This is a genomic window from Ancylobacter aquaticus (assembly GCF_004339465.1).
In the GTDB taxonomy this organism is placed as follows: domain Bacteria; phylum Pseudomonadota; class Alphaproteobacteria; order Rhizobiales; family Xanthobacteraceae; genus Ancylobacter; species Ancylobacter aquaticus.
Window position 1 is genome coordinate 261,780 of sequence record NZ_SMFY01000003.1, and the last position, 21,957, is coordinate 283,736.

The following is a 21,957-nucleotide window of genomic DNA, read 5'->3' on the forward strand; positions in this document are numbered from 1 at the left end:
CGGCTACCAGCCGATCGCCTTCGGCAGCCAAGTCGCTACCGCAGGGAAGGTGAAGAGCAGCGCCACGGCGCAGATCTGCAGGGCGATAAAGGGAATGACGCCCCGGTAGATTTCGGCGGTCGTCACCTCGGGTGGCGCCACCCCGCGCAGATAGAACAGCGCCCAGCCGAAGGGCGGGGTGAGGAACGAGGTCTGCAGCACGGTGGCAATCAGCGCGGCGGCCCAGATGAGGTCGACATTGGCGTTGATCAGCAGCGGCAGGAACATCGGTACAACGATGTAGCTGATCTCGATCCACTCGATGAAGAAGCCGAGCACGAAGATGATGAGCAGCATGAAAATGAGAATGCCATCGGTGCCACCCGGCACCATAGCGAAGGCGTCGTGCACCAGCCGCTCACCCCCGAGGCCCCTGAAGGTCAGCGCGAAAACCTGCGAGCAGATGAGCACGAAGAACATCATGGCGGTGATGCGCGCTGTGGTCTGCACCGTGTCGACCAGCGTCTTCAGCGTGAAACGGCGGGCGAAGGCGGCGACGAGAATAGAGCCGAGCGCACCCATGCTGGCGGCTTCCGTCGGCGCGGCGACGCCGCCGATGATAGAGCCGAGCACGGCGAGCACGAGACCGATTGGTGGCAGGCCGACCTTCAGTGCCTTCAGCCACAGCTCGCCGCGCGGCATCGCCTGACGCTCCGCAAGCGGGATCGCGGGCACTTTTTCCGGCCAGATGACGCCGACCAGCAGCATGTACACGCAGAAGATGCCGGTGAGCATCAGTCCGGGCATGAGGGCGGCGGCGAACAGTGTGCCGACGGATTCGCCGAGAATGTCGGCGAGCAGGATGAGGATGGTCGAGGGCGGGATGAGCTGGCCGAGCGTTCCGGAAGCGCAGATGGCGCCGCAGGAGAGGCTGCGGTCATAGCCGCGCCGCAGGAGGGTAGGCAATGTGAGCAGGCCCAGCGTGACGATGGTGGCGCCGACAATGCCCGTGGTGGCGCCCATCAGCATGCCGACCAGCACGATGCCGAGCCCCATGCCGCCGCGCAGGCTGCCCGAGAGATGACCGATCACCTCCATCAGCTCGTCGGCGAGGCGCGACTTCTCCAGCATCACGCCCATGAACACGAAGAGCGGAATGGCGATCAGCGTGTAGTTGGCCGTGACGCCGTATATGCGCGCCGGCAGCAGGCCGAACAGCGTGGTGCCGAAGCCGAGCCAGCCGAAGAAGAAGCCACTAATCGCCAGAGTGAGGGCCACCGGCACGCCGATGAGCAGCATGACGAAGAAGGAGGCGATGCAGGCGATCGCCAGGATTTCATTGTACGGCATTGGCAGGCACCTGCGCGGGAGGCTCGGCCTCCCCGCCGAGGAAGGGGAGGAGCGCGCGCAGCGTGGCAGCAAGGCTCTGGAGGAGCAGCAGCACGAAGCCGGCCGGGATCATCGCCTTGATGATGAAGCGATAGGGTAGCCCTCCGGGATCGGGCGAGCCTTCGCCGATGCGGTAGGACTGCATCACGTAGCGCCAAGACAGGAAGATGATGATGACCGACAGCGCCACCACGCTCAGCGCCGAGAACAGGTCGATCCCTTGGCGCACGCGCAAGGGCAGGCGGGCATAGAGAATGTCTACCCGTACATGGCCTTCATGCTTGATCGTGTAGGCGATGCACAGCAGCGTCAACGGTGCCATCAGGTGCCATTCCAGCTCCTGCATCGCCACCGAGCCGGTGTTGAAGGCGTAGCGCATCAACACATTGCCGGCCATGACGAGGACGAGCGCGAAGCCCGTCCACGCCGCAACCCAGCCGCAGGCCTCGACGATGGCGTCGAGGCCGCGGGCGCATTTTTCCAGTGCGGAGGTCATGAGCCCCTGCGGATCTGGGTCTGGTAGACGGCTTCCGAGAGGCCAGCCCACTGGCTGTGCTTTTCGGCGAAGGCGGTGAAGCTGTCATACACCTTCTTGATCTTCGGGTCGGAATCGGCGAGCTGCTGCAACGTGGTGGTCGTGACTTCGCGCAGCTTGTCGACCACCGGCTTCGGGTAGGGCCCGGCGATCACGCCCTGGTTCTGCACCAGATCGACCATCGCCTCGCCATTGGTCGCCTCGCACCAGGTGTGGCTGATGACGTTGCAGGCGGCGGCGGCGACGCGGACGATCTCCTTGAGGTCGTCGGGCAGCGAGTTCCAGGCGGTCTTGTTGACGATCAGTTCGGTGACATTGTTCGGCTCGTGCCAGCCGGTGGTGTAGTAATACTTGGCGGCCTTCTGCAGGCCGAGGCGCCGGTCCTGATAGGGGCCGACGAACTCGGCGGCGTCGATCACGCCGCGCTCCAGCGCCGGGAAGATCTCGCCGCCGGGCAGCAGCTTCACGTCGACGCCGAGCTGGGAATAGACCTTCCCGGCGAGGCCGGGGATGCGCATCTTGAGGCCCTTGAAATCCTCGACCTTCTCGATCGGATTGCGGAACCAGCCGGACATCTGCACGCCGGTATTGCCCAGCGGCATCGGCACGAGATTGAAGGGGTCGTAGAGCTCTTCCCAGAGCTGGAGGCCGCCGCCATGGTAGATCCAGGCGTTCTGACCCTGGAAGTTCAGGCCGAACGGCACGCAGGTGAAGAACTGCGCGGCAGGCACCTTGCCCGCCCAGAAATACGAGTTGGCGGCGTTCATCTCGACCGTGCCGGACGACACCGCATCGAAGCCCTCAAGCGCCGGAATCAGCTCGCCAGCCGCGAAATGCTGAATCTTGAGGCGACCGCTCGACATCTTGTCGACCAGCTCGCAGAAATAGGTCGGGCTGCCCGGGCCGGTGACATAGAAGGGCGCGCCGGGACCATAGGCATTGGTCATCTTCCAGCTGAACGTCTCCTGGGCGCGGGCGACGTGCGGCGCGGCGAGCGTGACGGCAGCGGCGGTGCCGGCAAGGCCGGCCCCCAGAAATCCACGGCGATCCATGTTGTTCCCCTTGTCTGGATGGGGCGCTGCCTGAGCCTGCGGCGCGCCCTGATCAGGCTCAAGGAAACGCTGCCCTGAGGGGAGGGGCAATGCCCCATTGGGGGCAATGGCGCAGCATGGCTGCTTCGCAATCTCCGCCGGCCGAGGCGTTATCGCAATGAAGCCCGTTAGTTACGGAGAAGTGACGCGATATTGTGCGGCCGTCGACCTCTGGAGCGCGACAAGTTTTTGTGCGCCGTTCGTCAAAGTGCTTCACTGCGAAGATGGCCACTCACCGTGTAGACCGCCGCACATGAACCGCGCCGCTCCGATTTCGATCAACGCCTTTCCCGCCAGCAAGCAGGAAGCCGCCTGGCGCGAGACGCTGGCCGACCTCGCTCTAGTGGCGCGGATGCCGAAGGATGCGGTGTTCCATTTCGGCGAGGTGTCGATCAAGAGGTCGCCGACCCAGGCCACCTTCGCCCTGCTGCGCTCGCGGGCGCAGGACCTTTCCCCGCTGGTCGATGCCGAGCCGCAGATCCTGATCGGCTTCGTCAATTATGGCCGTGGCCACCTCACCGATTCCGGCCGCCGCGCGGCGGAGTTCGCGGATGGCGATCTGTGGGTCTGCGATCCGACGACGCGGTTCTCGGTGCAGTTCCGCAATGATTTCGAGTTGCTGCTGCTGCGCCTGCCGCGCGAGCGGCTGGTGGGGCGCCTTGGTCGCGCCGCCAGCGTGCCGACGTTGGTGCTCGGCGAATCCATTTCCGCGCTCGCCGCCCGCCCCATGATGCGTGCCCTAGCGGCCCATTTCGCGATGATGGAGGATGGCGACGTGATGGCGGCCGAGCCGGCCATCACCGAACTTGTCCTTTCCGCCCTGCTGGCCGAGGCCCGGCCGGAGGAAGACAACGCTACTCAGGTTCAGGCCGCCCATTTCGCCCGGGTGTGCGGGCAGATCGAAGCGCGGCTGCGGGAGCCGGACCTTTCGGTCGCCGACATCGCCAAGGCCGAGGGCCTGTCGGCACGTTACATCCAGCGCTTGTTCGAGGGGCAGGACCGTTCCTTCTCCGACTATGTGCGCCATCGCCGGCTGGAACAGTGCCGGCTCGATCTGGTCAACCCCCAGCATGCCGACCGTTCCATCGCCGAGATTGGTTTTCGCTGGGGTTTTGGCGATCAGGCGCATTTCAGCCGGGTGTTCAGTGCCGCCTACGCCATTTCGCCGCGCGACTACCGCAAAACCGCCGGCTCGACCGTCGCGACCCGTTGGACGCGCGGGCGCCCGATGCATTCGGGCTCGCGCCCGGTGCGACCCGGTCCGCACGCCGCCGCTCCCGCCACCCCGGACGCTGTCGGGCTGGACACGACCCCGCCGGATGTCGCCACCCCTGCGTCTCCGGAGGCGGGTGCGCCCGGCGAACACTATCTGGCTGTGACGCGCGACACGGTGCATTGGGGCTATCTCTCCCGCACCATCCCGCCGGTGCTGCGCGTGCGCTCGGGCGCCCGTGTCACGGTCGAGACCCTGACCCAGCACGCCTCGGACGATCCGGAGCGGATGATCCAGGGCGATGCCGGCGCCGAGAGCGTGTTTCGCTGGACGCGCGATTTCAAGGCGGTGGACCGGCGCGGCGCCGGCCCGGTCAACGCCTCCATTTTCGGGCGCGGGGCTGGCGAGGGTTTTGGCGTGCACATCTGCACCGGGCCGATCTTCGTCCACGGCGCCGAGCCGGGCGACGTGCTGGAGGTGGAGATTCTCGATCTGCGCCCGCGCCCCTGCGCCAACCCGGCCTATACGGGGCAGGCCTTCGGCTCCAATGCCGCGGCGGCCTGGGGCTTCCACCATGACGATATTCTCGACGAGCCGCGCAAACGCGAGGTGATCACGGTCTACCGCACCGACGCGGCCGGCGAGAGCGGCTTCGCCGAGGCGATCTATTCCTTCCGCTGGGTGCCGCAGACCGACCCGTTCGGCGTGCTGCACGAGACGATCGACTATCCCGGCGTGCCGGTGGACCATGCCCGCATCGAGAAGCGCGAGGGCGTGCTCAAGGGCGCCCGCATCCCGGTGCGCCCGCATTTCGGCTTCATCGCGGTCGCCCCGCGCGAGACCGACATCGTCGATTCCGTGCCGCCCGGCTATTTCGGCGGCAATATCGACAATTGGCGGGCGGGAAAGGGCGCGAGTGTCTATCTCCCGGTGGCGGTGCCGGGGGCGCTGCTCTCGCTCGGCGATCCGCATCTGGCGCAGGGCGATGGCGAGATCAGCGGCACGGCGCTGGAATGCTCGCTGACCGGGCAGGTGCGCCTCGTCCTGCACAAGCGCGGCGAGACGGAGAAGGTGTTTCTCAACGGGTTGGCGGCACCGCTCATCGAGACGCCGGATGCCTGGCTGCTGCACGGCTTCAGCTACACCAACTATCTCAGGGAACTGGGTCGCAACGCCCAGTCCGAAGTGTTCAAGCGCTCCTCGCTCAGCCGGGCGCTACGCAGCGCCTTTCGTGCCACCCGCAACTTCCTGATGGAACGCTACGGGCTGGACGAGGACGAGGCGATTTCGCTGATGTCGGTGGCGGTCGATTTCGGCGTCACCCAGGTCGCCGACGGAAATTGGGGCATTCATGCCAGGGTGTCGAAGGCGATCTTCGAGCCGCCGGGTGAGTAACCGCACGATCCGAACATGTAGAGCGACCCGATCAGATTGAATCGATCCGGTCGGCGCGGTCTCAGCGCTGCCGCTCCTGCGCGCGAAAACTCGGCAGGGCGCGCAGGGCGAAGGAGGTGAGGTGCTCGGGGTCGCGCAGCCCGGACTTCGCCCCTTCGAGAATGGCGAAGGCCAGAAGGCTGCGAATTCCCTCGCCGATGACCAGCCGTTCGGACACTTGGCCGCATGCCCGGGCGAACACGGTGTCGAGCAGGGCGACGTCCTCGGGTTCATAGGCGGCCCCGGCGAGCGCGTCGACAAACTCGGTCGGGTTGACGGTTTCGGACATCTCGAAAGACATGCGCAGGCTCCTCCCATGGAGTTTTGCGAAAGCGCAACGAGAACCGCCCCGTGATCTCTCAGTCGCCAGCCTGCTTGTGTTCACCGACGATGACAAAGTGTAACATGCCCGGCGTAACGCCGGTGGGCCTGAGATACCTCTACGGACCGGCACTGCGATTACCGGCGCTATCGCAAGCCGCGCGCCGGCCGTTCGCGGCCTTGTCGGCTATCCTGTTTAAAGAACAGCGAAACCGGTTGACCGTCAGCGGCATGGGCTGAGGTGATGGGCGCGCGGGTCACGGCATTCGGCAATCTGGCCCGCCGCTTTTGCCAAGAAATTGATCCGGGTCCGCACGCCAGCGGCGGGAGCGCTCCGAACGGGCGGTGATGCGCAGGGAGCGCCGGCCCGCTCAGTTCGGCGGATGCAGGCTCCGCCCGTCCCGCTCCAGCTCGCCCACGGGCGGGGTCTCGACATCGCCGGTGATCAGCCGTGCCGCGCGCTGATAGGTGACATAGTTCCACAGCCAGGACGTCGCGACGGCGATGCGGTTGCGGGCGCCGACGAGGAAATAGACATGCACGAGGCCCCAGAATATCCAGCCAAGAAACCCCGTTAGTTCAAAGCGTCCCAGCTTCACCACGGCGGCGTTGCGCCCGATGGTGGCGAGGTCGCCGGCGTGTCGGTAGCGGAAGGTGGGGGACGGGCTGCCGGCCAGTCGCGCCTTGATAACCCGGGCGACGTGATCGCCCATCTGCTTGGCGGCGGGCCCGATACCGGGCACCGGCTTGCCCTCGCTGTCTACGATCGCGGCGGCATCGCCGATGACGAAGATGTCCGGATCGCCCGGCACGCTGAGATCGGGCTTGACGCAGCACCGCCCGGCGCGATCGGCGTCGGCGCCGAGCCATTGCGCCGCCGGCGAGGCGCGCACCCCGGCCGCCCAGATCTTGGTCGAAACGGACACGCTCTTGCCCCCTTCGAGCGTGACGTGGTCAGGCCCGATGTCGATGACCGGCCGACCCGTGAGCACCTCCACGCCCATCGCCTCAAGCCGTTCGCGCGCATGGGCGGACAACCGCGCCGGCAGCGCCGGAAGCAGCTGCTCGCCCGCCTCGATCAGCAGGATGCGCGCGGTGCGCGGATCGACGCGCTTGAAATCGGGGGCCAGAGCGTGACTGGAAATCTCGGCGATGGACCCGGCAAGTTCGACCCCCGTGGGACCTCCGCCAACGATGGCGAAGGTCAGTAGCCGTCTACGGGTCTCCGGATCGGAAGCGACCTCGGCTCGCTCGAAGGCCAGCAGGATACGCCGGCGCAACTGGGTGGCGTCCTCGATATCCTTCAGCCCCGGGGCGTAGCGCGCCCATTCCTCATGCCCGAAATAGGAGTGCGTCGCCCCCGTGGCCAGAACGAGGAAATCGAAGGCAAGCGGGCCTTCGCTGGTGAGCAATTCGCGGCGGTCGCGGTCCACGCCCTCCGCCCGCGCCATCAGCATGGTGATGTTGGTCTGGCGGGAGAGAATGTGACGGATCGGCCAGGCGATATCGGCCGGCGAGAGCGTGGCGGTGGCGACTTGATAGAGCAGCGGCTGGAAACAGTGATAATTATGCCGATCGATCAGCGTCACATTCACCGGCGCCCGGGCAAGCCCTCGCGCGGCCTGCAGCCCGCCGAAGCCGGCGCCGACAATGACCACATGGGGGCGGGTGGAAGGCGGTGTCTCCGTCGCCTCGCGCTCTGTCACGCTGTCCAACTCCGTTTGGCGATCGTCTCTTCGCCCTGTTCGTCGCGGGGCGAGGCATTCGCTGGGCGTGATAGTTTCGCGCGCGCCGAATGATACCGTCGCACGGATTTGGCGGCAATACGAAGGGCCGGCCGGCTATCGCGGCGGCAGCGTATAAGCGATCACATGGTCGCCGGCCCTGGTGCCGATCGAGCCGTGGCCGCCGGCCACCTGGACGACGAACTGGCGCCCGCCCGCCTCATAGCTCATCGGGGTCGCCTGGCCACCCGCCGGAAGGCGCTGCTGCCAGAGCTGGGTGCCGGTGGTGACATCATAGGCGCGGATATAGTCGTCGATGGTGGCGGCGAGGAAGGCGACGCCCGAGGCCGTGAGCAGCGGCCCGCCAATGCCGGGAACGCCCATCGGGATCGGCGGCAGAGGGAACGGTCCCGCGTCGCGGATGGTGCCGTTCCTGTGCATCCAGGCCTTGGCGCCGGTCCTGAGGTCCACTCCCGCGACAAGACCCCAGGGCGGCGCCTGGCACGGCAGGCCGAGCGGCGAGACGAAGGGCCCCATCCGCACGCCGTATTCGCCGCCGGCGTTCACGTTCAGCCCCGCCTCACCGGCATTCACCTGCTCGTCGGCGTCGATGTCGTCCGAGGGTACCAATTGTGAGGTGAAGGCGAGATAGGTCGGCATGCCGAACAGAATCTGGCGCACCGGATCGACCGCCACCGAGCCCCAGTTGAAGGTGCCGAAATTGCCGGGATAGACCAGAGTGCCCTCCAGCGAGGGCGGTGTGTAGCGGCCCTCATAGCGCATCTGGCGGAACATGATGCGACAGGCAAGCTGGTCCAGCAGGCTCGCGCCCCACATGTCGCTCTCGCGCAGCGGCGCAGGGGAGAAGCTCAGCGCCGAAACCGGCTGAGTCGGCGCCGTCCAGTCCCCTTCGATAGCGCCGCCCGGCGCGGGGACCTCGCTGACCGGAAGAACCGGCGCGCCGCTGCGCCGGTCGAGAACATAAATGTCGCCCTGCTTGGTCGCCTGCACCAGCGCGGGCGTAGTGCCTTCGGCGGTTGTCAGGTCGATGAGTACCGGCTGGGCCGGTACGTCCATGTCCCAGAGGTCGTGATGCACGGTCTGGAACACCCAGCGCACCGCGCCGCTCGCAATGTCGAGCGCGACGACCGAGGAGGAAAAGCGTTCCACCGCCGAGCTGCGGTCCATTCCCAGCTGGTCGGGCGTGGCATTGCCGAGCGGGATGTAGACGAGGCCGAGGGACGGGTCGGCGCTGAACACCGACCAGCTATTGGGAGAGTTGGCGGTGTAGGTCTCGTCCGGGCCAAGCGGCGTGGTGCGGTCGGGATTGCCGGAATCCCACGCCCACAGCAGGTCTCCGGTCATCGCGTCATAGGCGCGGATGACACCGGAGGGCGATTCCATATCGTAATTGTCGTTCACCGAGCCGCCGATGATCAGGCGATCATTCACGATCGTCGGCGGCGAGGTGGAATAATAGAAGCCGCTCTTCTGGTGGGGCATATTGGCCCACAGATTCACCGTGCCCTTGTCGCCGAAGTCGGAGCAGGTCGCGCCGGTCAGGGCGTCGAGCGCGATCAGCCGTGCATCGGAGGTGGGCAGATAGACCCGCGCCGTGCAGGCCGGGGCTGCCGCCATGTCGGTTTCGATGACGCTGGCGTCGCGGTAGTAGGACAGGCCGCGGCAGGTCTGGTGCTGGCGGTTGGGGTCGAGCCCGTCATTTGCGTCGAAACGCCAGCGCTCCTCGCCGGTCTCGGCGTCGAGGGCGATGGCGATATGGTGCGGGGTGCACAGGTAGAGCAGCGCCCCGATCTTGAGCGGCGTGACCTGATAGGTGGTCTCGGCCACGTCGTCGGGGCCGCGCACATCGCCGGTGCGGTAGGTCCACGCCACCTCCATCTGGCCGACATTCTCCGGCGTCACCTGCGCCAGCGGCGTGTAGCGCTGGCCGGCGAGCGTGCGGCCGTAATGGTGCCATTCGCCGTCGGGCACGTTTCCGGCGGGGATCGTCGCCCCGTCCGTCTGCGCCTGCAGCCGCCCCTCAATGGCATGCGGATCGCGCAGCATCGCTGTGCCGGCGACACCGATGCAGACCAGAAGCGTAACAGCAAGGGCGATCCGCGCGCCGTCCCAGCGGCGCTGTCCGCCCAGCGCCCACGGGGTCAGCAGCCACAGGCCGAGCAGGACCACCAGCCCGCCGCGCGTTGCTAGCGGCCACCAGTCAAGCCCCGTCTCCCACAGCGCCCAGCCCAGCGTTGCGGCCAGCGCCCCGGCAAAGACGAGGCGTGCCGCCGGACGGGCCCGCCCGACCAGGGTCGCGCAGAGGAGAAGTGCGAGGCCGAGCGCTGCATAGAACCAACTGCCGCCAAGGCTCACCAGCCATAGTCCGCCGCCGGCGAGACAAAGCCCGACGAGCGCGATCAGTATGGCTGTGGCCACAGTGAGAGTTGGGAAGCGCATGAAGCCAGCCTTTAGGTCCAGAGATACGGTGCGTGGCGCCCGACCCGGGACATAAAGACTGGCCGGAACCATCGCTCATCACGAAGGACTCGGCCCGAGGGAAGCCTGCGCGTGCGTTGGACTAACCGGCCGGCGGGCGATGCGTTCCCTTTCAGAGGCGCAAAGGGGGCGTGGCCTCGCGTCATACCCTCCGGCGCACAGCCGGATGACGGAGTTACCGCGACGGCGCGGGCGGGTTTGCTCAGGTTACTGCGGGTGTGGGGTGTCGTTTATTAGCCGGCGCGGGACCGAAGCCCGCGCCGGGATATCCAGCACAGAACAAGCCGCCTGTCCGCGTCTGCGGCGGCAACTGCCGCGTCACGCCGCCTTGAGCGCCTTCTGGTTGGCGACCTGGTCGGCCAGCTTGGTGAGGGCGTCGTCGGTCATCGACTCTTCCTTCAGCGTGGCGTCCAGCAGCTTGACGGCGTCTTTCATGCCGAGAACCTGCGCCCAGCGCTTCAGCGTGCCGTAGCGGGCTATTTCATAGTGCTCCACCGCCTGCGCCGCAGCGGTGAGGCCGGCGTCGAGAGCGGGCTGGCCCTTGAATTCTTCGAGGATTTCCTCGCCCTCTTCAAGAATGCCCTCGATGGCGGCGCAGGTCTTGCCCTGCGGGCGCTTGCCGATGAGCTCGAACACCTGCTGCAGGCGCTCGATCTGGCCTTCTGTTTCGTCGCGGTGCTTCTCGAAGGCCGCCTTGAGTTCCGGCGACTGTGCGCCGCGCGCCATTTTCGGCAGCGCCTTCAGGATCTTGCGCTCGGCGTAATAGATATCTTTCAGCGTTTCGTGAAACAGCGTTTCGAGGTTTTTCTCGGCCATTGTCGCTCTCCATTGCGTGATGTCCCAAGCCTGCGCGGACAACCGCGCGCACCGCGCTTCGTTCCCGCCTTCGGGGTCGGCTTTTCACGCTGCGGGCGCCAACTGATCCGCCTGCCGCGGCGGGCCGTACCCGGTTGCATCACCCGATCGCTCCAGGGGGCGCGCACATGCAGTTCATCGTCGCTTACGCATCGACAGGGCTTGTCTTCCTCGCGCTTGACGCGCTCTGGCTGGGCTTCATGTCGAGCCGGGTCTACCGGCCGCTGATCGGCGAATTGATGGCCGAGCAGCCGAACTGGCCGCCGGCCGTTCTGTTCTATGTGCTCTACATTGCCGGCGTGGTGGTGTTCGCGGTGCAGCCCGCGCTGGCCTCGGGCCGCTGGACCACGGCGCTGGCGCTCGGCGCTTTCCTCGGCCTGGTGGCTTACGGCACCTACGACCTCACCAACCATGCGACGCTGCGCAACTGGCCGGCGGCAATGACGGCGATCGATCTCGCCTGGGGAACGCTGCTCACCGCCCTCGCCACCACGGCCGGTATGCTGATCACCCGCGCCGTTATCGACTAGGCGAGCGGCGGGGCCAGCCGGGCCAGAAGGCGTTGACGCGGTGTTGGTAGGCTCGAAATGCCTCGCCCCGGGATCGCAGCATGTGCGCTTCCGTCGGGGGGATGCCGGACGCATGGACCAGCAGCACATACATCAGCGCGGGTGCGAGAAAGGCCGCGAAGCCCGGGAGATAGCTAAGGGACAGCGCGATGGCGGGATAGGCCATCCACCCAAGCCACTCGAAGAAGTAATTCGGGTGACGCGTCATTCCCCATAGCCCGGCGGCGCACACCCGACCGTGATTTTCCGGGTCGCTGCGAAAGCGCGCCAATTGCCGGTCGGCGATGGCCGCGCCTGCGACGGCGGCCAGGAACAGCGCGGCGCCGAGTCCATCGCCCGCCCGCCAGAAGGGCAGGGGATTGTGCGCCGCCGCTGCGACGGCCACTGCCAGAGCAAGCCCGGCCAGAGCCTGGACCTGCAGGAACAGGAAAAGCCTTTTTGAAGCCGCCGCGCCCCATTGCCGGCGCAGGTCGGCATAGCGCAGATCGTCATGGCCGCGCAGCGTACGCCCAAGGATATGTGTGCCGAGCCGTGCCGACCAGAGCGCGACCAGCACTGCCACCAGAAGCTGGCGCGGCGCCCAGGGATCGCCGCCAAGCGGCATCAGCGCGGCGACTACGCCGGCGGCCCCGGTAGCATAGGACCACACCGTGTCCACCCAGCCATGATTGCCGCTGCGCTCGGCCGCCCACCACGCCGCCGCCATGGCAAGGCTGAGGCCGAGGGCGAGCGCGGCGAAGGGCGTGAGCAGCGTCACCGGCCTGCCTCGCGCTGCGACAGCTGGCGCACGAAGCCGGTCACATCGTCCAGCACCGGGGCGACGAGGCGCAGCGGCGGGGAGAGCGCGCCCAGGATCAGCCGGTGGTCAGGCCTGTCATAGACCTTGAGCGTCGCCTCGCCGCCCTTTGCGCGGATGCGCGCGGCGAGGCGCTTGCTGTTGCCGGGATCGACGGTGGTGTCCCGGGCGCCGGTGGCGAGAAAGGCGGGCGGCGCCTCGCCGGTGACGAAGTTTATCGGCTGGCTGCGCTCGCGCCCGGCCGGAGGACCGAAGATTTTCTTTAGCGTGGCGCTTTCCAGCGGCAGGAAATCATAAGGCCCGGCGAGCCCCACAAGCCCGGCCACGTCGCGGCGTGGATCGAGCCGCACAGCGCCGAGCCACTGCCGGTCGAAGGCGAGCATGGCGGCGATCTGGGCGCCGGCGGAATGACCCATGAGGATGAGGCGGGAAGGGTCGCCACCATAGGCGGCGGCATTGGCGCGGGCCCATTGCACCGCCCGCGCACCATCCTCCAGAAACGCGGGAAAGCGCACCTCGGGATAGAGCCGGTAGTCGGGAATAACGACGACCATGCCCCGGGCGGCCAGCGCAGCGCCGACGAAGCGGTACATGGCGCGGTCGCCAGAATCCCAGCTACCGCCATAGAAGAACACCACCACCTGCAGGCCCTGCGTCGCGCCGAATGTCGGTGCGTAAACGTCCAGCCGGTGCCTCGGGCCATCGGCATAAGCGATGTTCTCGGTGACGCGCACCGGCTCAAGCCGGGAGAGCGCGTTCAGCACGGCGGCTGGCCCCTCGGCGGCGCGGGCGGCGCCCGTGCTCAGCAGGGCGGCAACCAGCAGAAGGGCGGCGCGCATCCGCTAGAGCCTGACGAAGGGCTGGACGAGCCGGCCGAAGAAGCCGTTCAGCCGCATGCTGCCCTCCAGCGCGGCGAGGCAGATGCACTCGCCATCGGGATCGACGATCGGCTGGTGCTCGATCTCCTGGTCCATCTCGCTGAGGTCGCCCGGCCCGTAGCGGCCGTAGCCATCGGAGAAGGAGCCGGAAATCACCTGGGTGAATTCGGTGCCGACATGGCCGTGATCGGGCATCTTGCGGCCGGGACCGATGCGCAGCAGCGTCAGCCGGGCCTGCCGATCTTCCGGCAGCTTCACCGCGCTCGCCCGCACGCCGAGGCCGATCCAACGCCAGGGGCCGATCTCGCAGTCGCGCAGCGCGGCGGGCAGGGGTACGCCGCCGGGCAGTGCCGCCGGCACCTCCGCCTTCGCGTCGCGCGCCAGAAACGGTGCCGCCGGGAGGGCGTGTTCCTGCGCGTCGATAGCGCGCAACGCGGCGGCAAAGGCATCGGGCGCCATGGGGGCCGGGGGCATCGCCTCCAGCAGCGCGCCGCCGACAGCGTCGAACTCGGCAAGGCGCGAACGGCAGCACGGGCAGCCGGCGAGATGCACCGCGAGCACCCGTGCCGGCCCGGCGGGCAGTTGCCCGGCGGCATAGCGCATCAGCGTTTCATCGGTCGCGTGATGACGGATCGTCATGATTGGCCTTCCAGCAGAACGCGCAGCCGCCCGAGGGCAAGGCGCACGCGGGATTTGACGGTGCCGAGCGGCAGGCCGAGCTCGCGGGCGATCTCCGAATGCGCCTTCTCGCTGAAGAAGGACAGGCGCAGCACGGTGGCCTGTTCGGCGGAGAGCGTCTTCAGCGCCTCGCGCACCCGGGCCTCGCGCTCCGCTGTCAGCAGCAGCGTCTCACCTGAGGGCGCGGTCTCGATCTCGCCTTGCTCGTCCTCGCCGACGGCGGCAGTCCTGATCCGCCGCAGGTGATCGATTCGCAGATTGCGGGCGATGGTGAATATCCATGTCGCCGCCCCGGCCCGCGCGGGGTCGAAATAGGACGCCTTGCGCCAGACTGAGAGCATCACCTCCTGGGCGATCTCCTCCGCCGTATTGGACGGCAGTCCGGACTTCCTCAGAAAGGCGTTCAGGCGCGGGGCAAAATAGCTGTAGAGGCGCGCATAGGCCTGCCGGTCGCGCTCGGTGGCGACCATGCCGATCAGCCGCGCCAGCTCTGCGCCGTCCGGCACGCCATCGTCTTTCATCAGTCGCGTCACCTCCGGCCTCCGCCGCAGGGGCGAGGCCGCGCGTGGCTCTGCGGTTCGGGCATGTTCGAGCGAGGCATTCATGAACCCTTCTACGCACCGGCTTTGCCGCCGGATCATCCGCCCGCGAGTGATCCAGCGCCGTGCCGGCGACGTACACAGTAGACAACCTTCGCCTGCCGCTCCACCGCTCTGGATTTTCTGTGCCCATGAGTAACCGGCCATGAACATTCGTCAGGACTTCGTGCCCGGCTCGCCGCTTTCCATCGCCGTCATCGGTGCTGGAATCTCGGGCCTGTCCACAGCCTGGCTGCTCGCCAAGCGCCACGACGTGACGCTGTTCGAGGCCGAGGATCGGCTTGGCGGCCATTCCAACACGGTGATGGCGCAGGGCGTCGCGGTCGATACCGGCTTCATCGTTTTCAACGAGAAGACCTATCCCAACCTCACCGCGCTGTTCGCCCATCTCGGCGTGGCGACGCAGGCTTCAGAAATGTCGTTCGCGGTGTCGCTGGATGGCGGCCGGCTGGAATATTCCGGTTCCGGGCTGCGCGGCCTGTTCGCCCAGCCGCGCAATCTCGCCTCGCCGCGCTTCGCCGCGATGCTGGCCGACCTGTTGCGCTTCTACCGCAACGCGCCGCGCGATCTGGCCGGCATGGGCGATGAGAGTCTCGACGCCTATCTCGATGCCCATCGCTACGGAGCGGCGTTCCGCCACGATCACCTCTACCCGATGGCGGCGGCGATCTGGTCGACGCCGGCCGCCGATGTCGGGCGCTATCCCGTGGCGGCCTTCGTGCGCTTCTGCGCCAATCACGGCCTTCTCCAGCTGACTGATCGCCCGGTCTGGCGCACCGTGACGGGCGGCAGTCGCAGCTACGTCGCGGCCTTGCGCGCGGATTTTGGCGGCCGCGTCATTGCCGGCGGGCCGGTGCGGGCGGTGCGCCGCGGGGCGGGCGGCGTGAGCGTTATCGACGCCTCCGGCGATGAGCGGCGATTCGATCATGTGGTCATCGCCACCCATGCCGATCAGGCGCTCGCCCTTCTGGAGGGCCCGAGCGCGGGGGAGCGGAACCTGCTCGGTGCCTTCCGCTACAGCCGCAACGAGGCGGTGCTGCATGCCGATACCCGGCTGATGCCACGACGCCGGGCGGCGTGGGCGGCGTGGAACTACCTTGCCGACAGGCGCGCCGGCGAAAAGCTGTGCGTCACCTATTGGATGAACCGGCTGCAGGACCTGCGGCAGGACCGGCCGCTCTTCGTCACGCTGAACCCGGTGGAGCCGCCCAAGGAGGCCTGCGTCTTCTACCGCGCCAGCTATGAGCATCCGCTGTTCGACAGCGGGGCGATGGCGGCTCAGGAGCGCCTCTGGTCGCTGCAGGGTGAGGGCGGGGTGTGGTATTGTGGCGCCTATTTCGGCGCCGGCTTCCACGAGGACGGGTTGCAGGCCGGTCTTGCGGTAGCCGAGGCGCTGGGCGGAGTACGGCGTCCATGGACGGTGGCAGATGAATCCGGCCGCATCGCCCTGCCGCGCGACAGCGCCGGGACGCGCCGACCGGAGCGCGTGACATGAGCGAGGCCTCGGCGCTCTATGCCGGCTCGGTGATGCATGTGCGGCTGAAGCCGCGCCGGCACCGGCTGGCCTATCGCCTGTTCTCGCTGCTGCTCGACCTCGACGAAGTGGCCGGGCTGGACGCGAAGCTGCGCCTGTTCTCGCGCAACCGTTTCAACGTGTTCAGCTTTCATGACCGCGATTATGCCGATCCCGAGGCGGGACCGCTCAAGGCGCAGGTGGAGCGCCTGCTCGGTGCCGCCGGGCTGGAGACCGATGGCGGGGCGATCCGGCTGCTCACTCTGCCGCGCCTGTTCGGCTACGCCTTCAATCCGCTGAGCGTCTATTTTTGCCATCGGCGCGATGGGTCGCTGGCGGCGCTGCTCTACGAGGTCCACAACACCTTCGGCCAGCGCCATTCCTACCTGATTCCGGTCGCGGCGGGGGCGCTCGCCCCCCTGCGGCAGAAGGCGGAGAAGCGCTTCTACGTTTCGCCGTTCATGGATATGGGCCTGACCTATTCCTTCCGCGTTACCCCGCCCGGAGAGGAACTGCGCATCGCCATCCTCGCCAGCGACGCGGAGGGGCCGGTGCTGAGCGCGGTGCAGACCGCCATCCGTCGCCCCCTGAACGACCGCCAGCTTTTGCGGGCGATGCTGAGCTATCCGCTGCTGACGCTGAAGGTGATCGCCGGCATCCATTGGGAAGCGCTGTGGATCTGGGCCAAGGGCGTTGGCCTGCGCCCGCGCCCCAAGGCGCCCGACTCGCCCGTCAGCATTTCGCCCGCGCACCGACCCTGAGGAAAGAGCCGCATGCCGCGTGACGCCGACACCGTTGCCCATCACTCCACCGACGTGCCCAGCACAGGCGATGCGCCGGCCGCGCGTGCCGGTGGCACCAGCTTGCGACATGGCTGGCGCGAGGCGGTGCTGGCGCGGCTGCTGCGCCAGCTGGCGGTGGGCAGCCTCATTGTGGTGACGCCCGAGGGCCGCCGCCTCATCGGGCGCGGGCCTCGTCCCGGGCCGGAGGCGACGCTGGTGCTGCATCGCTGGCGCGCGCTGCGCCGGCTGGTTACCGGCGGCGACATCGCGTTCTCCGACGCCTTCATCGCCGGCGACTGGTCGAGCCCGGACCTGCCTGTTCTCATCGAGCTTGCCGCCCACAATCTGCCGGTGCTCGCCGGGCGGATCGACGCGCTGGGGCCGGTGCGGCTGTGGAACCGGCTGCGCCATGGACTGCGCCGCAATTCCCGGACCGGCAGCCGCCGCAACATCGCGTTCCACTACGACCTCGGCAACGCGTTCTATCGGGCGTGGCTGGATGCGGGCATGAGCTATTCCTCTGCCATCCGCGTCGAACCCGGCCAGACGCTGGAAGCGGCCCAGCAGGCCCGCCTGACGCATATCGTCGACATGCTGGAGGTCCAGCCCGGCCAGAGCGTGCTCGAAATCGGCTGTGGCTGGGGCGCTCTCGCCGCCGAACTGGCACGTGCGGAAGCGACGGTGACGGGCATCACCTTGTCGCGCGAGCAACTCGCCTACGGGCAGGCGATGCTTGCCGCCGATCCCGCGCTGGCGGAGCGCGCCGAGTTGCGCCTGCAGGATTATCGTGATGTATCAAGCCGTTACGACCGGGTCGTCTCCATCGAGATGCTGGAGGCGGTGGGCGAAGCCTACTGGCCGACCTATTTTGCCAAGCTGCGTGCCTGCCTGAACGAGGGCGGAACAGCGGTGCTGCAGGTCATCACCATCGCCGAGGACCGCTTCGACGGCTACCGCCGCAACACCGATTTCATCCAGCGCCACATTTTCCCCGGCGGCATGTTGCCGACCAAGGCGCATATCACCGAGCACGCGAGTGCGGCGGGGCTGGAACTCGTTGAAACGCAATGCTTCGGCATCGGCTATGCGCAGACGCTGGCGCACTGGCGCGCGCGCTTTCTGGCGGCCTGGCCGCAGATCGAGCCGCTGGGATTCGACGCCGATTTCCGGCGCCTGTGGGAGTATTATCTCGCCTATTGCGAAGGCGGCTTCCGCGCCGGCGTCATCGATGTCGGGCTGTACCGGCTGAAAGGCTGAGGGTCGGGGGGGGGCGCCCGCCGACTGCCGAGGACGCTGCCGCCGCTGCTGCAATGTCAGGCTGCCGATCGGGCTTTTCGCTGCAGCCTCGCGTCGTCCGGCCGGCCGTGTCACATGCCTGCGTCACCTGCCTACGTCACCTGCCGCTTCTCCAGCTTGCGGGCGAGCGTACGCCGGTGCATGCCAAGCCGGCGCGCGGTCTCGGAAATGTTGAACTCGGTTTCGACAAGCGTCTCGTGAATGCGCTCCCATTCGAGGTTCTTCAGCGAGGTCGGCCGCCCGGCCAGTGGCACCGAGACATCGCCCTCGACCCGCCCAAACGCCTTTTCGATATCGTCGGCATTGGCCGGCTTGGGCAGGTAATGGCAGGCGCCGAGCTTGATCGCCTCCACCGCCGTGGCGATGCTGGCGAAGCCGGTGAGCACGACGATCCGCATCGTGGGGTCATGGGCGTGCAGCGCTTTCACGCAGTCGAGCCCGGATTCGCCGGCGAGCTTGAGGTCGACCACCGCATAGGCCGGGCGGGTGTGCGCCAGCAGCGCCGCCACCTCGGCCAGCCCGGCGCAACTTGTCACCTCATAATCACGCCGCTCGAAGGAGCGCTTGAGGGTGCGGGCGAAGGTGGCGTCATCCTCGACGATCAGCAGCGGGCCGGCGGGGGCAGAACTCATGGCCGGCCTCCCGAAAGCCCGATGAGCGGCAAAGTGAGCCGGACGCAGGCGCCCCCTTCGGCCCGCCGGCCTGCTTCCACCGCGCCGCCCAGCCGGCGCAGCACGTTGACGACGAGGAACAGGCCGAGCCCGGCCCCGGCGCGCGCCTTGGTGGAGCGGTAGGGCTTTCCCAGTTCCGCCGCGAATTCGGGGGGGAAGCCGGGGCCACGGTCGCTGACCTCGACGCACAGCGTGTCGCCCTGGCGCCGCGCCACCAGCCCGACCCAGAGGGGCGAGGCTTCCAGCGCATTGTCGAGCACGTTGACGATCACCTGCCTGAGGGCGAGGTCGGAGATGACGGGCTCGTCGGGCGCGAAGGCGTTCTCGTAGTCGAAGGCAACAGGCGCCCGCAACGACCGCCAGTCCGCCACCGCCTCGTCGAGAAAGGCGCGCACGCCGGTGCGGATGGTGCCTTCGCCGCGCGCCTCGCCCGAGGAGAGCAGGATGCCGGTGACGATGGATTTGCAGCGGGCGAGCTGCGCCTGCATGTCCGTCATGTCCTGCGCGAGTTCGCTGTTGCGGGCGAGCGCGGGCATCTTCTCCCAGTCATTGAGGATGACCGAGAGGGTGGAGAGCGGCGTGCCCAGCTCATGCGCCGCGCCGGAGGCCAGCAGCCCCATGCGGACCACATGTTCCTCTTCCGCCGATTGCTGGCGCAACTCGGCAAGCCGGGCGTCGCGCCGGCGCAGATTGGCGTTGATACGGGTGATGAACGCCACCAGCAGGCAGGCCGACAGTGCGAAGCAGATGAACATGCCCTGTACGTGCAGGTTCCAGAACCCGGCCAGATGGCTGTGCGGCATCGGCAAATCGCGGTGGAAGGCGGTGAGGCCGATAAAGCAGGCGCTGGTGATCGCCACCAGCGTCCACACCGACCACGTCTCCAGCAGGATGGCACCGAGGATGACCTGCAGGAGGAACAGCGAAATGAACGGGTTCAGCGCCCCGCCGCTGAGATAGAGCTGCACGGTGAGCGCGCCGACATCCAGCAGCAATTCGAGGAACAGCTCGGTGTTCGTCACCCGCTCGCGGTGGCGATAGCGCAGCAAGCTTACGAGATTGAGGCCGACCAGAAAGGCGATTACCGCCAGCATCTCGATCAGTGGCAGGGCAATCGCGAGTTCGACATGCACGAACCAGATGGTGACAAGCTGGCCGATGGCCGCGATCCAGCGCAGCTGGATGAGCAGCAGCAGGTTCTTCCTGTCGCTCGCGTCGCCGGTCGATTCCAAAGCCAATCCTGACGTCTCCCGCCGCGTATCGCCTGCCCAATGGGCGGGTTTCGGGGCCTTGTCCAGCCCGTGGCCGTAACGCCGGAACCGCCCCGACGCCGGCGCGCGGCGCGGGCACAGATTTACCCGTGTGCCGCTTCTAGGACGCGCACGCCGTGGGGCCGATTGGGCATTCTGTCCAAGGCGGGCCCTGCGCGCCGGCCGCGCCTCGAGATTGCGATTTCCGCCTGCCTGCATGGCGGGGGTGCCGCGTGCGAGCGGGAGCCGCTTGCGCGCCGTGAGAGGGCGCTGTTTTATGCCGCTGTCGATGCACCCATCGATTCTTCATGGTGTCCGGCTGGGGAGACCCTTCCGGATGAAACGGGAACGGGGTAGGGCGCGATGGACCGCGAGGTCCCTCGCCCGAAGCCTCGACCGCCCCCGCGACTGTAAGCGGCGAGCGGCCTTCCATCGAGCCACTGGAACGAGCCCCGAAGGGCGAGGACCGGGAAGGCGGAAGGCATGCCGTGACCCGCGAGTCAGGAGACCGGCCATGTGGATGAATCCCATGCGCGCCGTCGGGTGAGACGGCACAGGAGAACATCATGCATATCGAACCCGGCCTCGTGGCCGAAGGAAAGATCTGGCTCAGCTATGTGACGGCGGCCGGTGCCGGCGCCTATACGCTCAAGCTCGCGGCCGACGCGATGCGCGAGCGCGGCGTCGTCTCGCTCGTCGTCCGCAGCCTGTTCACGACCGCTCTCGTCTTCTGCTTCTTCGAGATGCTGCCGCACCACCCGGTCGGCGTCTCCGAGGTGCATCTCATCCTTGGCTCGACGCTGTTTCTTATCTTCGGCGTCGCACCGGCGGCCATCGGGCTGGCGGCCGGCCTCGCGCTGCAGGGCATCTTCTTCGCGCCGTTCGACCTGCCGCAATACGGCATGAACGTCACCACCCTGCTGGTGCCGCTGTTCGCGCTCACCGCGCTGGCGGGCCGCATCATCGCGCCCGCCACGCCCTATGTGGAGCTGAAGTACCGGCAGGCGCTGGCGCTCTCGACCACCTACCAGGCCGGAATCGTGGTGTGGGTGGCGTTCTGGGCGTTTTACGGCCACGGCTTCACCGTGGAGAACGCCTCGTCGATCTTCTCCTTCGGCGCCGCCTACATGCTGGTCATCATCGTCGAGCCGCTGGTCGACCTCGCCGTGCTGGCCGCCGCCAAGGCGCTCAGTGGGCTGCGCGGGACACCGCTGTTCGAGCGGCGCCTCTACGACGCGGCGTGACGCCCTGAGCCGGGAGGCCGCGCGCCTCCCGGGTACCCCGTCCTGACCGTCGGGCCCTTGGACAAACTGTCCAGGGGTCAGGCTTTCGTCAGCCCTGTGCGAGCCCCCGGCGGACTGCCATGATCCGCCGGGGGAATCGTCGCAATGGCAGGGGTTTCAAGACGGTATGGGCTTGGCGTGGGCGCGCTTGCGCTGGCGCTGGCCTATGCGCTCGTCCTGCAATTGCTGCTCGCCAGCGTCTTCGCCGGACGCGCTGCGGGCGACCCACTCTCCCCCTCTGTCCACGCGATCTGCCTCAGCGGCGCCGCATCGACCTTTCCTGGAACGGATGACGGGGGTGGGGCCCATGTTCCCCACTGTCCGCTCTGCACGCTGCGTCTCAATGCCATCCTGCCGCCGCTGATCGAGGCGGGGGAGGCGATGGTGCGGCCCGCCCTGCCGGCCGTCTGGGCGCCGGATATCCGCGCCCCGCGTCCCGTTTCCTTTGCCCGCTCCGCGCATCATCCGCGCGGGCCGCCGCGGGCGCTTTCTATCGTCTGACCACGGCGCCGCTTCGCGCAGCGCCCTCTTCTGAAAAACCGGAACCACCGAACGGGGGCGCCTGTCTGGCGTGCCGACCGGTAGGTGCGTTCCGCAGACCG

At 67.7% G+C, this 21,957-nt stretch carries 20 protein-coding genes and 1 riboswitch; of the genes, 7 read left to right on the forward strand and 13 right to left on the reverse strand.

The features are described from left to right. Positions 1-3 precede the first annotated feature (3 nt). From EV667_RS17195 to EV667_RS17205, 3 genes are read right to left on the reverse strand one after another with little or no spacing between them, the layout of a single operon-like run. Positions 4-1,329, reverse strand: coding sequence for a TRAP transporter large permease (locus EV667_RS17195; RefSeq protein WP_131836573.1), 1,326 nt, complete (start codon positions 1,327-1,329; stop codon positions 4-6). After that, complete coding sequence (locus tag EV667_RS17200; protein ID WP_131836574.1) at positions 1,316-1,864, reverse strand: TRAP transporter small permease subunit; 549 nt, start codon at positions 1,862-1,864, stop codon at positions 1,316-1,318. Before EV667_RS17200 ends, EV667_RS17195 begins: the two co-directional genes overlap by 14 nt. Further along, the gene (locus tag EV667_RS17205; protein ID WP_131836575.1) at positions 1,861-2,955 is read right to left on the reverse strand and encodes a TRAP transporter substrate-binding protein; all 1,095 of its coding nucleotides are present in this window, start codon (positions 2,953-2,955) and stop codon (positions 1,861-1,863) included. Before EV667_RS17205 ends, EV667_RS17200 begins: the two co-directional genes overlap by 4 nt. A 292-nt stretch (positions 2,956-3,247) precedes the next feature. Between EV667_RS17205 and EV667_RS17210 the strand changes: the two genes are divergently transcribed. Beyond that, on the forward strand, positions 3,248-5,602 hold the full coding sequence (locus tag EV667_RS17210; protein WP_131836576.1) for an acetamidase/formamidase family protein: 2,355 nt from the start codon (positions 3,248-3,250) through the stop codon (positions 5,600-5,602). Positions 5,603-5,663: 61 nt separating this feature from the next. On the opposite strand, the gene EV667_RS17215 is transcribed toward EV667_RS17210, so the two are convergent. The 4 genes from EV667_RS17215 to EV667_RS17230 all read right to left on the reverse strand — a co-directional run bounded on the left by EV667_RS17215 (position 5,664) and on the right by EV667_RS17230 (position 11,001). Next, positions 5,664-5,942, reverse strand: coding sequence for a hypothetical protein (locus EV667_RS17215; RefSeq protein ID WP_131836577.1), 279 nt, complete (start codon positions 5,940-5,942; stop codon positions 5,664-5,666). A 391-nt stretch (positions 5,943-6,333) separates the two neighbouring features. Next, positions 6,334-7,668, reverse strand: a complete 1,335-nt coding sequence (locus EV667_RS17220) for an NAD(P)/FAD-dependent oxidoreductase (protein ID WP_207907790.1) — start codon at positions 7,666-7,668, stop codon at positions 6,334-6,336. A gap of 135 nt (positions 7,669-7,803) precedes the next feature. Beyond that, a complete protein-coding gene (locus EV667_RS17225) occupies positions 7,804-10,146 on the reverse strand; it encodes a glucose/quinate/shikimate family membrane-bound PQQ-dependent dehydrogenase (RefSeq protein ID WP_131836579.1) in 2,343 nt (780 codons plus the stop codon). Between the two features lie 357 nt (positions 10,147-10,503). Further along, positions 10,504-11,001: a YciE/YciF ferroxidase family protein gene (locus EV667_RS17230; RefSeq protein WP_131836580.1), complete on the reverse strand. Its 498-nt coding sequence runs from the start codon at positions 10,999-11,001 to the stop codon at positions 10,504-10,506. Positions 11,002-11,168: 167 nt separating this feature from the next. Between EV667_RS17230 and EV667_RS17235 the strand changes: the two genes are divergently transcribed. Then, on the forward strand, positions 11,169-11,570 hold the full coding sequence (locus tag EV667_RS17235) for a DUF2177 family protein (protein ID WP_131836581.1): 402 nt from the start codon (positions 11,169-11,171) through the stop codon (positions 11,568-11,570). Here the strand turns inward: EV667_RS17235 and EV667_RS17240 are convergent. From EV667_RS17240 to EV667_RS17255, 4 genes are read right to left on the reverse strand one after another with little or no spacing between them, the layout of a single operon-like run. Then, positions 11,560-12,366 (reverse strand): DUF1295 domain-containing protein, encoded by an 807-nt coding sequence (locus EV667_RS17240; RefSeq protein WP_131836582.1) that lies wholly within the window; start codon positions 12,364-12,366, stop codon positions 11,560-11,562. The genes EV667_RS17235 and EV667_RS17240 overlap by 11 nt on opposite strands. Further along, a complete protein-coding gene (locus EV667_RS17245; protein WP_131836583.1) occupies positions 12,363-13,244 on the reverse strand; it encodes an alpha/beta hydrolase in 882 nt (293 codons plus the stop codon). Before EV667_RS17245 ends, EV667_RS17240 begins: the two co-directional genes overlap by 4 nt. Positions 13,245-13,247: 3 nt before the next feature. Continuing rightward, the gene (locus EV667_RS17250; protein ID WP_131836584.1) at positions 13,248-13,922 is read right to left on the reverse strand and encodes a ChrR family anti-sigma-E factor; all 675 of its coding nucleotides are present in this window, start codon (positions 13,920-13,922) and stop codon (positions 13,248-13,250) included. Beyond that, positions 13,919-14,482, reverse strand: coding sequence for a sigma-70 family RNA polymerase sigma factor (locus tag EV667_RS17255; protein WP_131836585.1), 564 nt, complete (start codon positions 14,480-14,482; stop codon positions 13,919-13,921). The genes EV667_RS17250 and EV667_RS17255 overlap by 4 nt, the downstream gene beginning before the upstream one ends. Positions 14,483-14,705: 223 nt before the next feature. Here EV667_RS17255 and EV667_RS17260 point away from each other — a divergent pair, with 223 nt between their 5' ends. Genes EV667_RS17260 through EV667_RS17270 form a run of 3 tightly spaced genes read left to right on the forward strand, consistent with a single transcriptional unit; the run spans position 14,706 to position 18,112 of the window. After that, a complete protein-coding gene (locus tag EV667_RS17260) occupies positions 14,706-16,055 on the forward strand; it encodes an NAD(P)/FAD-dependent oxidoreductase (RefSeq protein ID WP_131836586.1) in 1,350 nt (449 codons plus the stop codon). After that, positions 16,052-16,834, forward strand: coding sequence for a DUF1365 domain-containing protein (locus tag EV667_RS17265; RefSeq protein WP_131836587.1), 783 nt, complete (start codon positions 16,052-16,054; stop codon positions 16,832-16,834). The genes EV667_RS17260 and EV667_RS17265 overlap by 4 nt, the downstream gene beginning before the upstream one ends. Positions 16,835-16,846: 12 nt before the next feature. Next, complete coding sequence (locus EV667_RS17270; RefSeq protein WP_131836588.1) at positions 16,847-18,112, forward strand: SAM-dependent methyltransferase; 1,266 nt, start codon at positions 16,847-16,849, stop codon at positions 18,110-18,112. A 131-nt stretch (positions 18,113-18,243) separates the two neighbouring features. Here EV667_RS17270 and EV667_RS17275 read toward each other — a convergent pair whose 3' ends face one another. Then, a complete protein-coding gene (locus EV667_RS17275; protein WP_131836589.1) occupies positions 18,244-18,783 on the reverse strand; it encodes a response regulator transcription factor in 540 nt (179 codons plus the stop codon). Then, positions 18,780-20,060, reverse strand: coding sequence for an ATP-binding protein (locus EV667_RS17280; RefSeq protein WP_131836590.1), 1,281 nt, complete (start codon positions 20,058-20,060; stop codon positions 18,780-18,782). The genes EV667_RS17275 and EV667_RS17280 overlap by 4 nt, the downstream gene beginning before the upstream one ends. Positions 20,061-20,364: 304 nt before the next feature. Next, positions 20,365-20,603: riboswitch (cobalamin riboswitch) on the forward strand. Positions 20,604-20,638: 35 nt separating this feature from the next. Between EV667_RS17280 and EV667_RS17285 the strand changes: the two genes are divergently transcribed. Both EV667_RS17285 and EV667_RS17290 read left to right on the forward strand, forming a co-directional pair. Next, positions 20,639-21,316, forward strand: coding sequence for an energy-coupling factor ABC transporter permease (locus EV667_RS17285; protein ID WP_131836591.1), 678 nt, complete (start codon positions 20,639-20,641; stop codon positions 21,314-21,316). Between the two features lie 177 nt (positions 21,317-21,493). Next, positions 21,494-21,856, forward strand: a complete 363-nt coding sequence (locus EV667_RS17290; RefSeq protein WP_131836592.1) for a DUF2946 family protein — start codon at positions 21,494-21,496, stop codon at positions 21,854-21,856. The last annotated feature ends 101 nt before the right edge of the window (positions 21,857-21,957 follow it).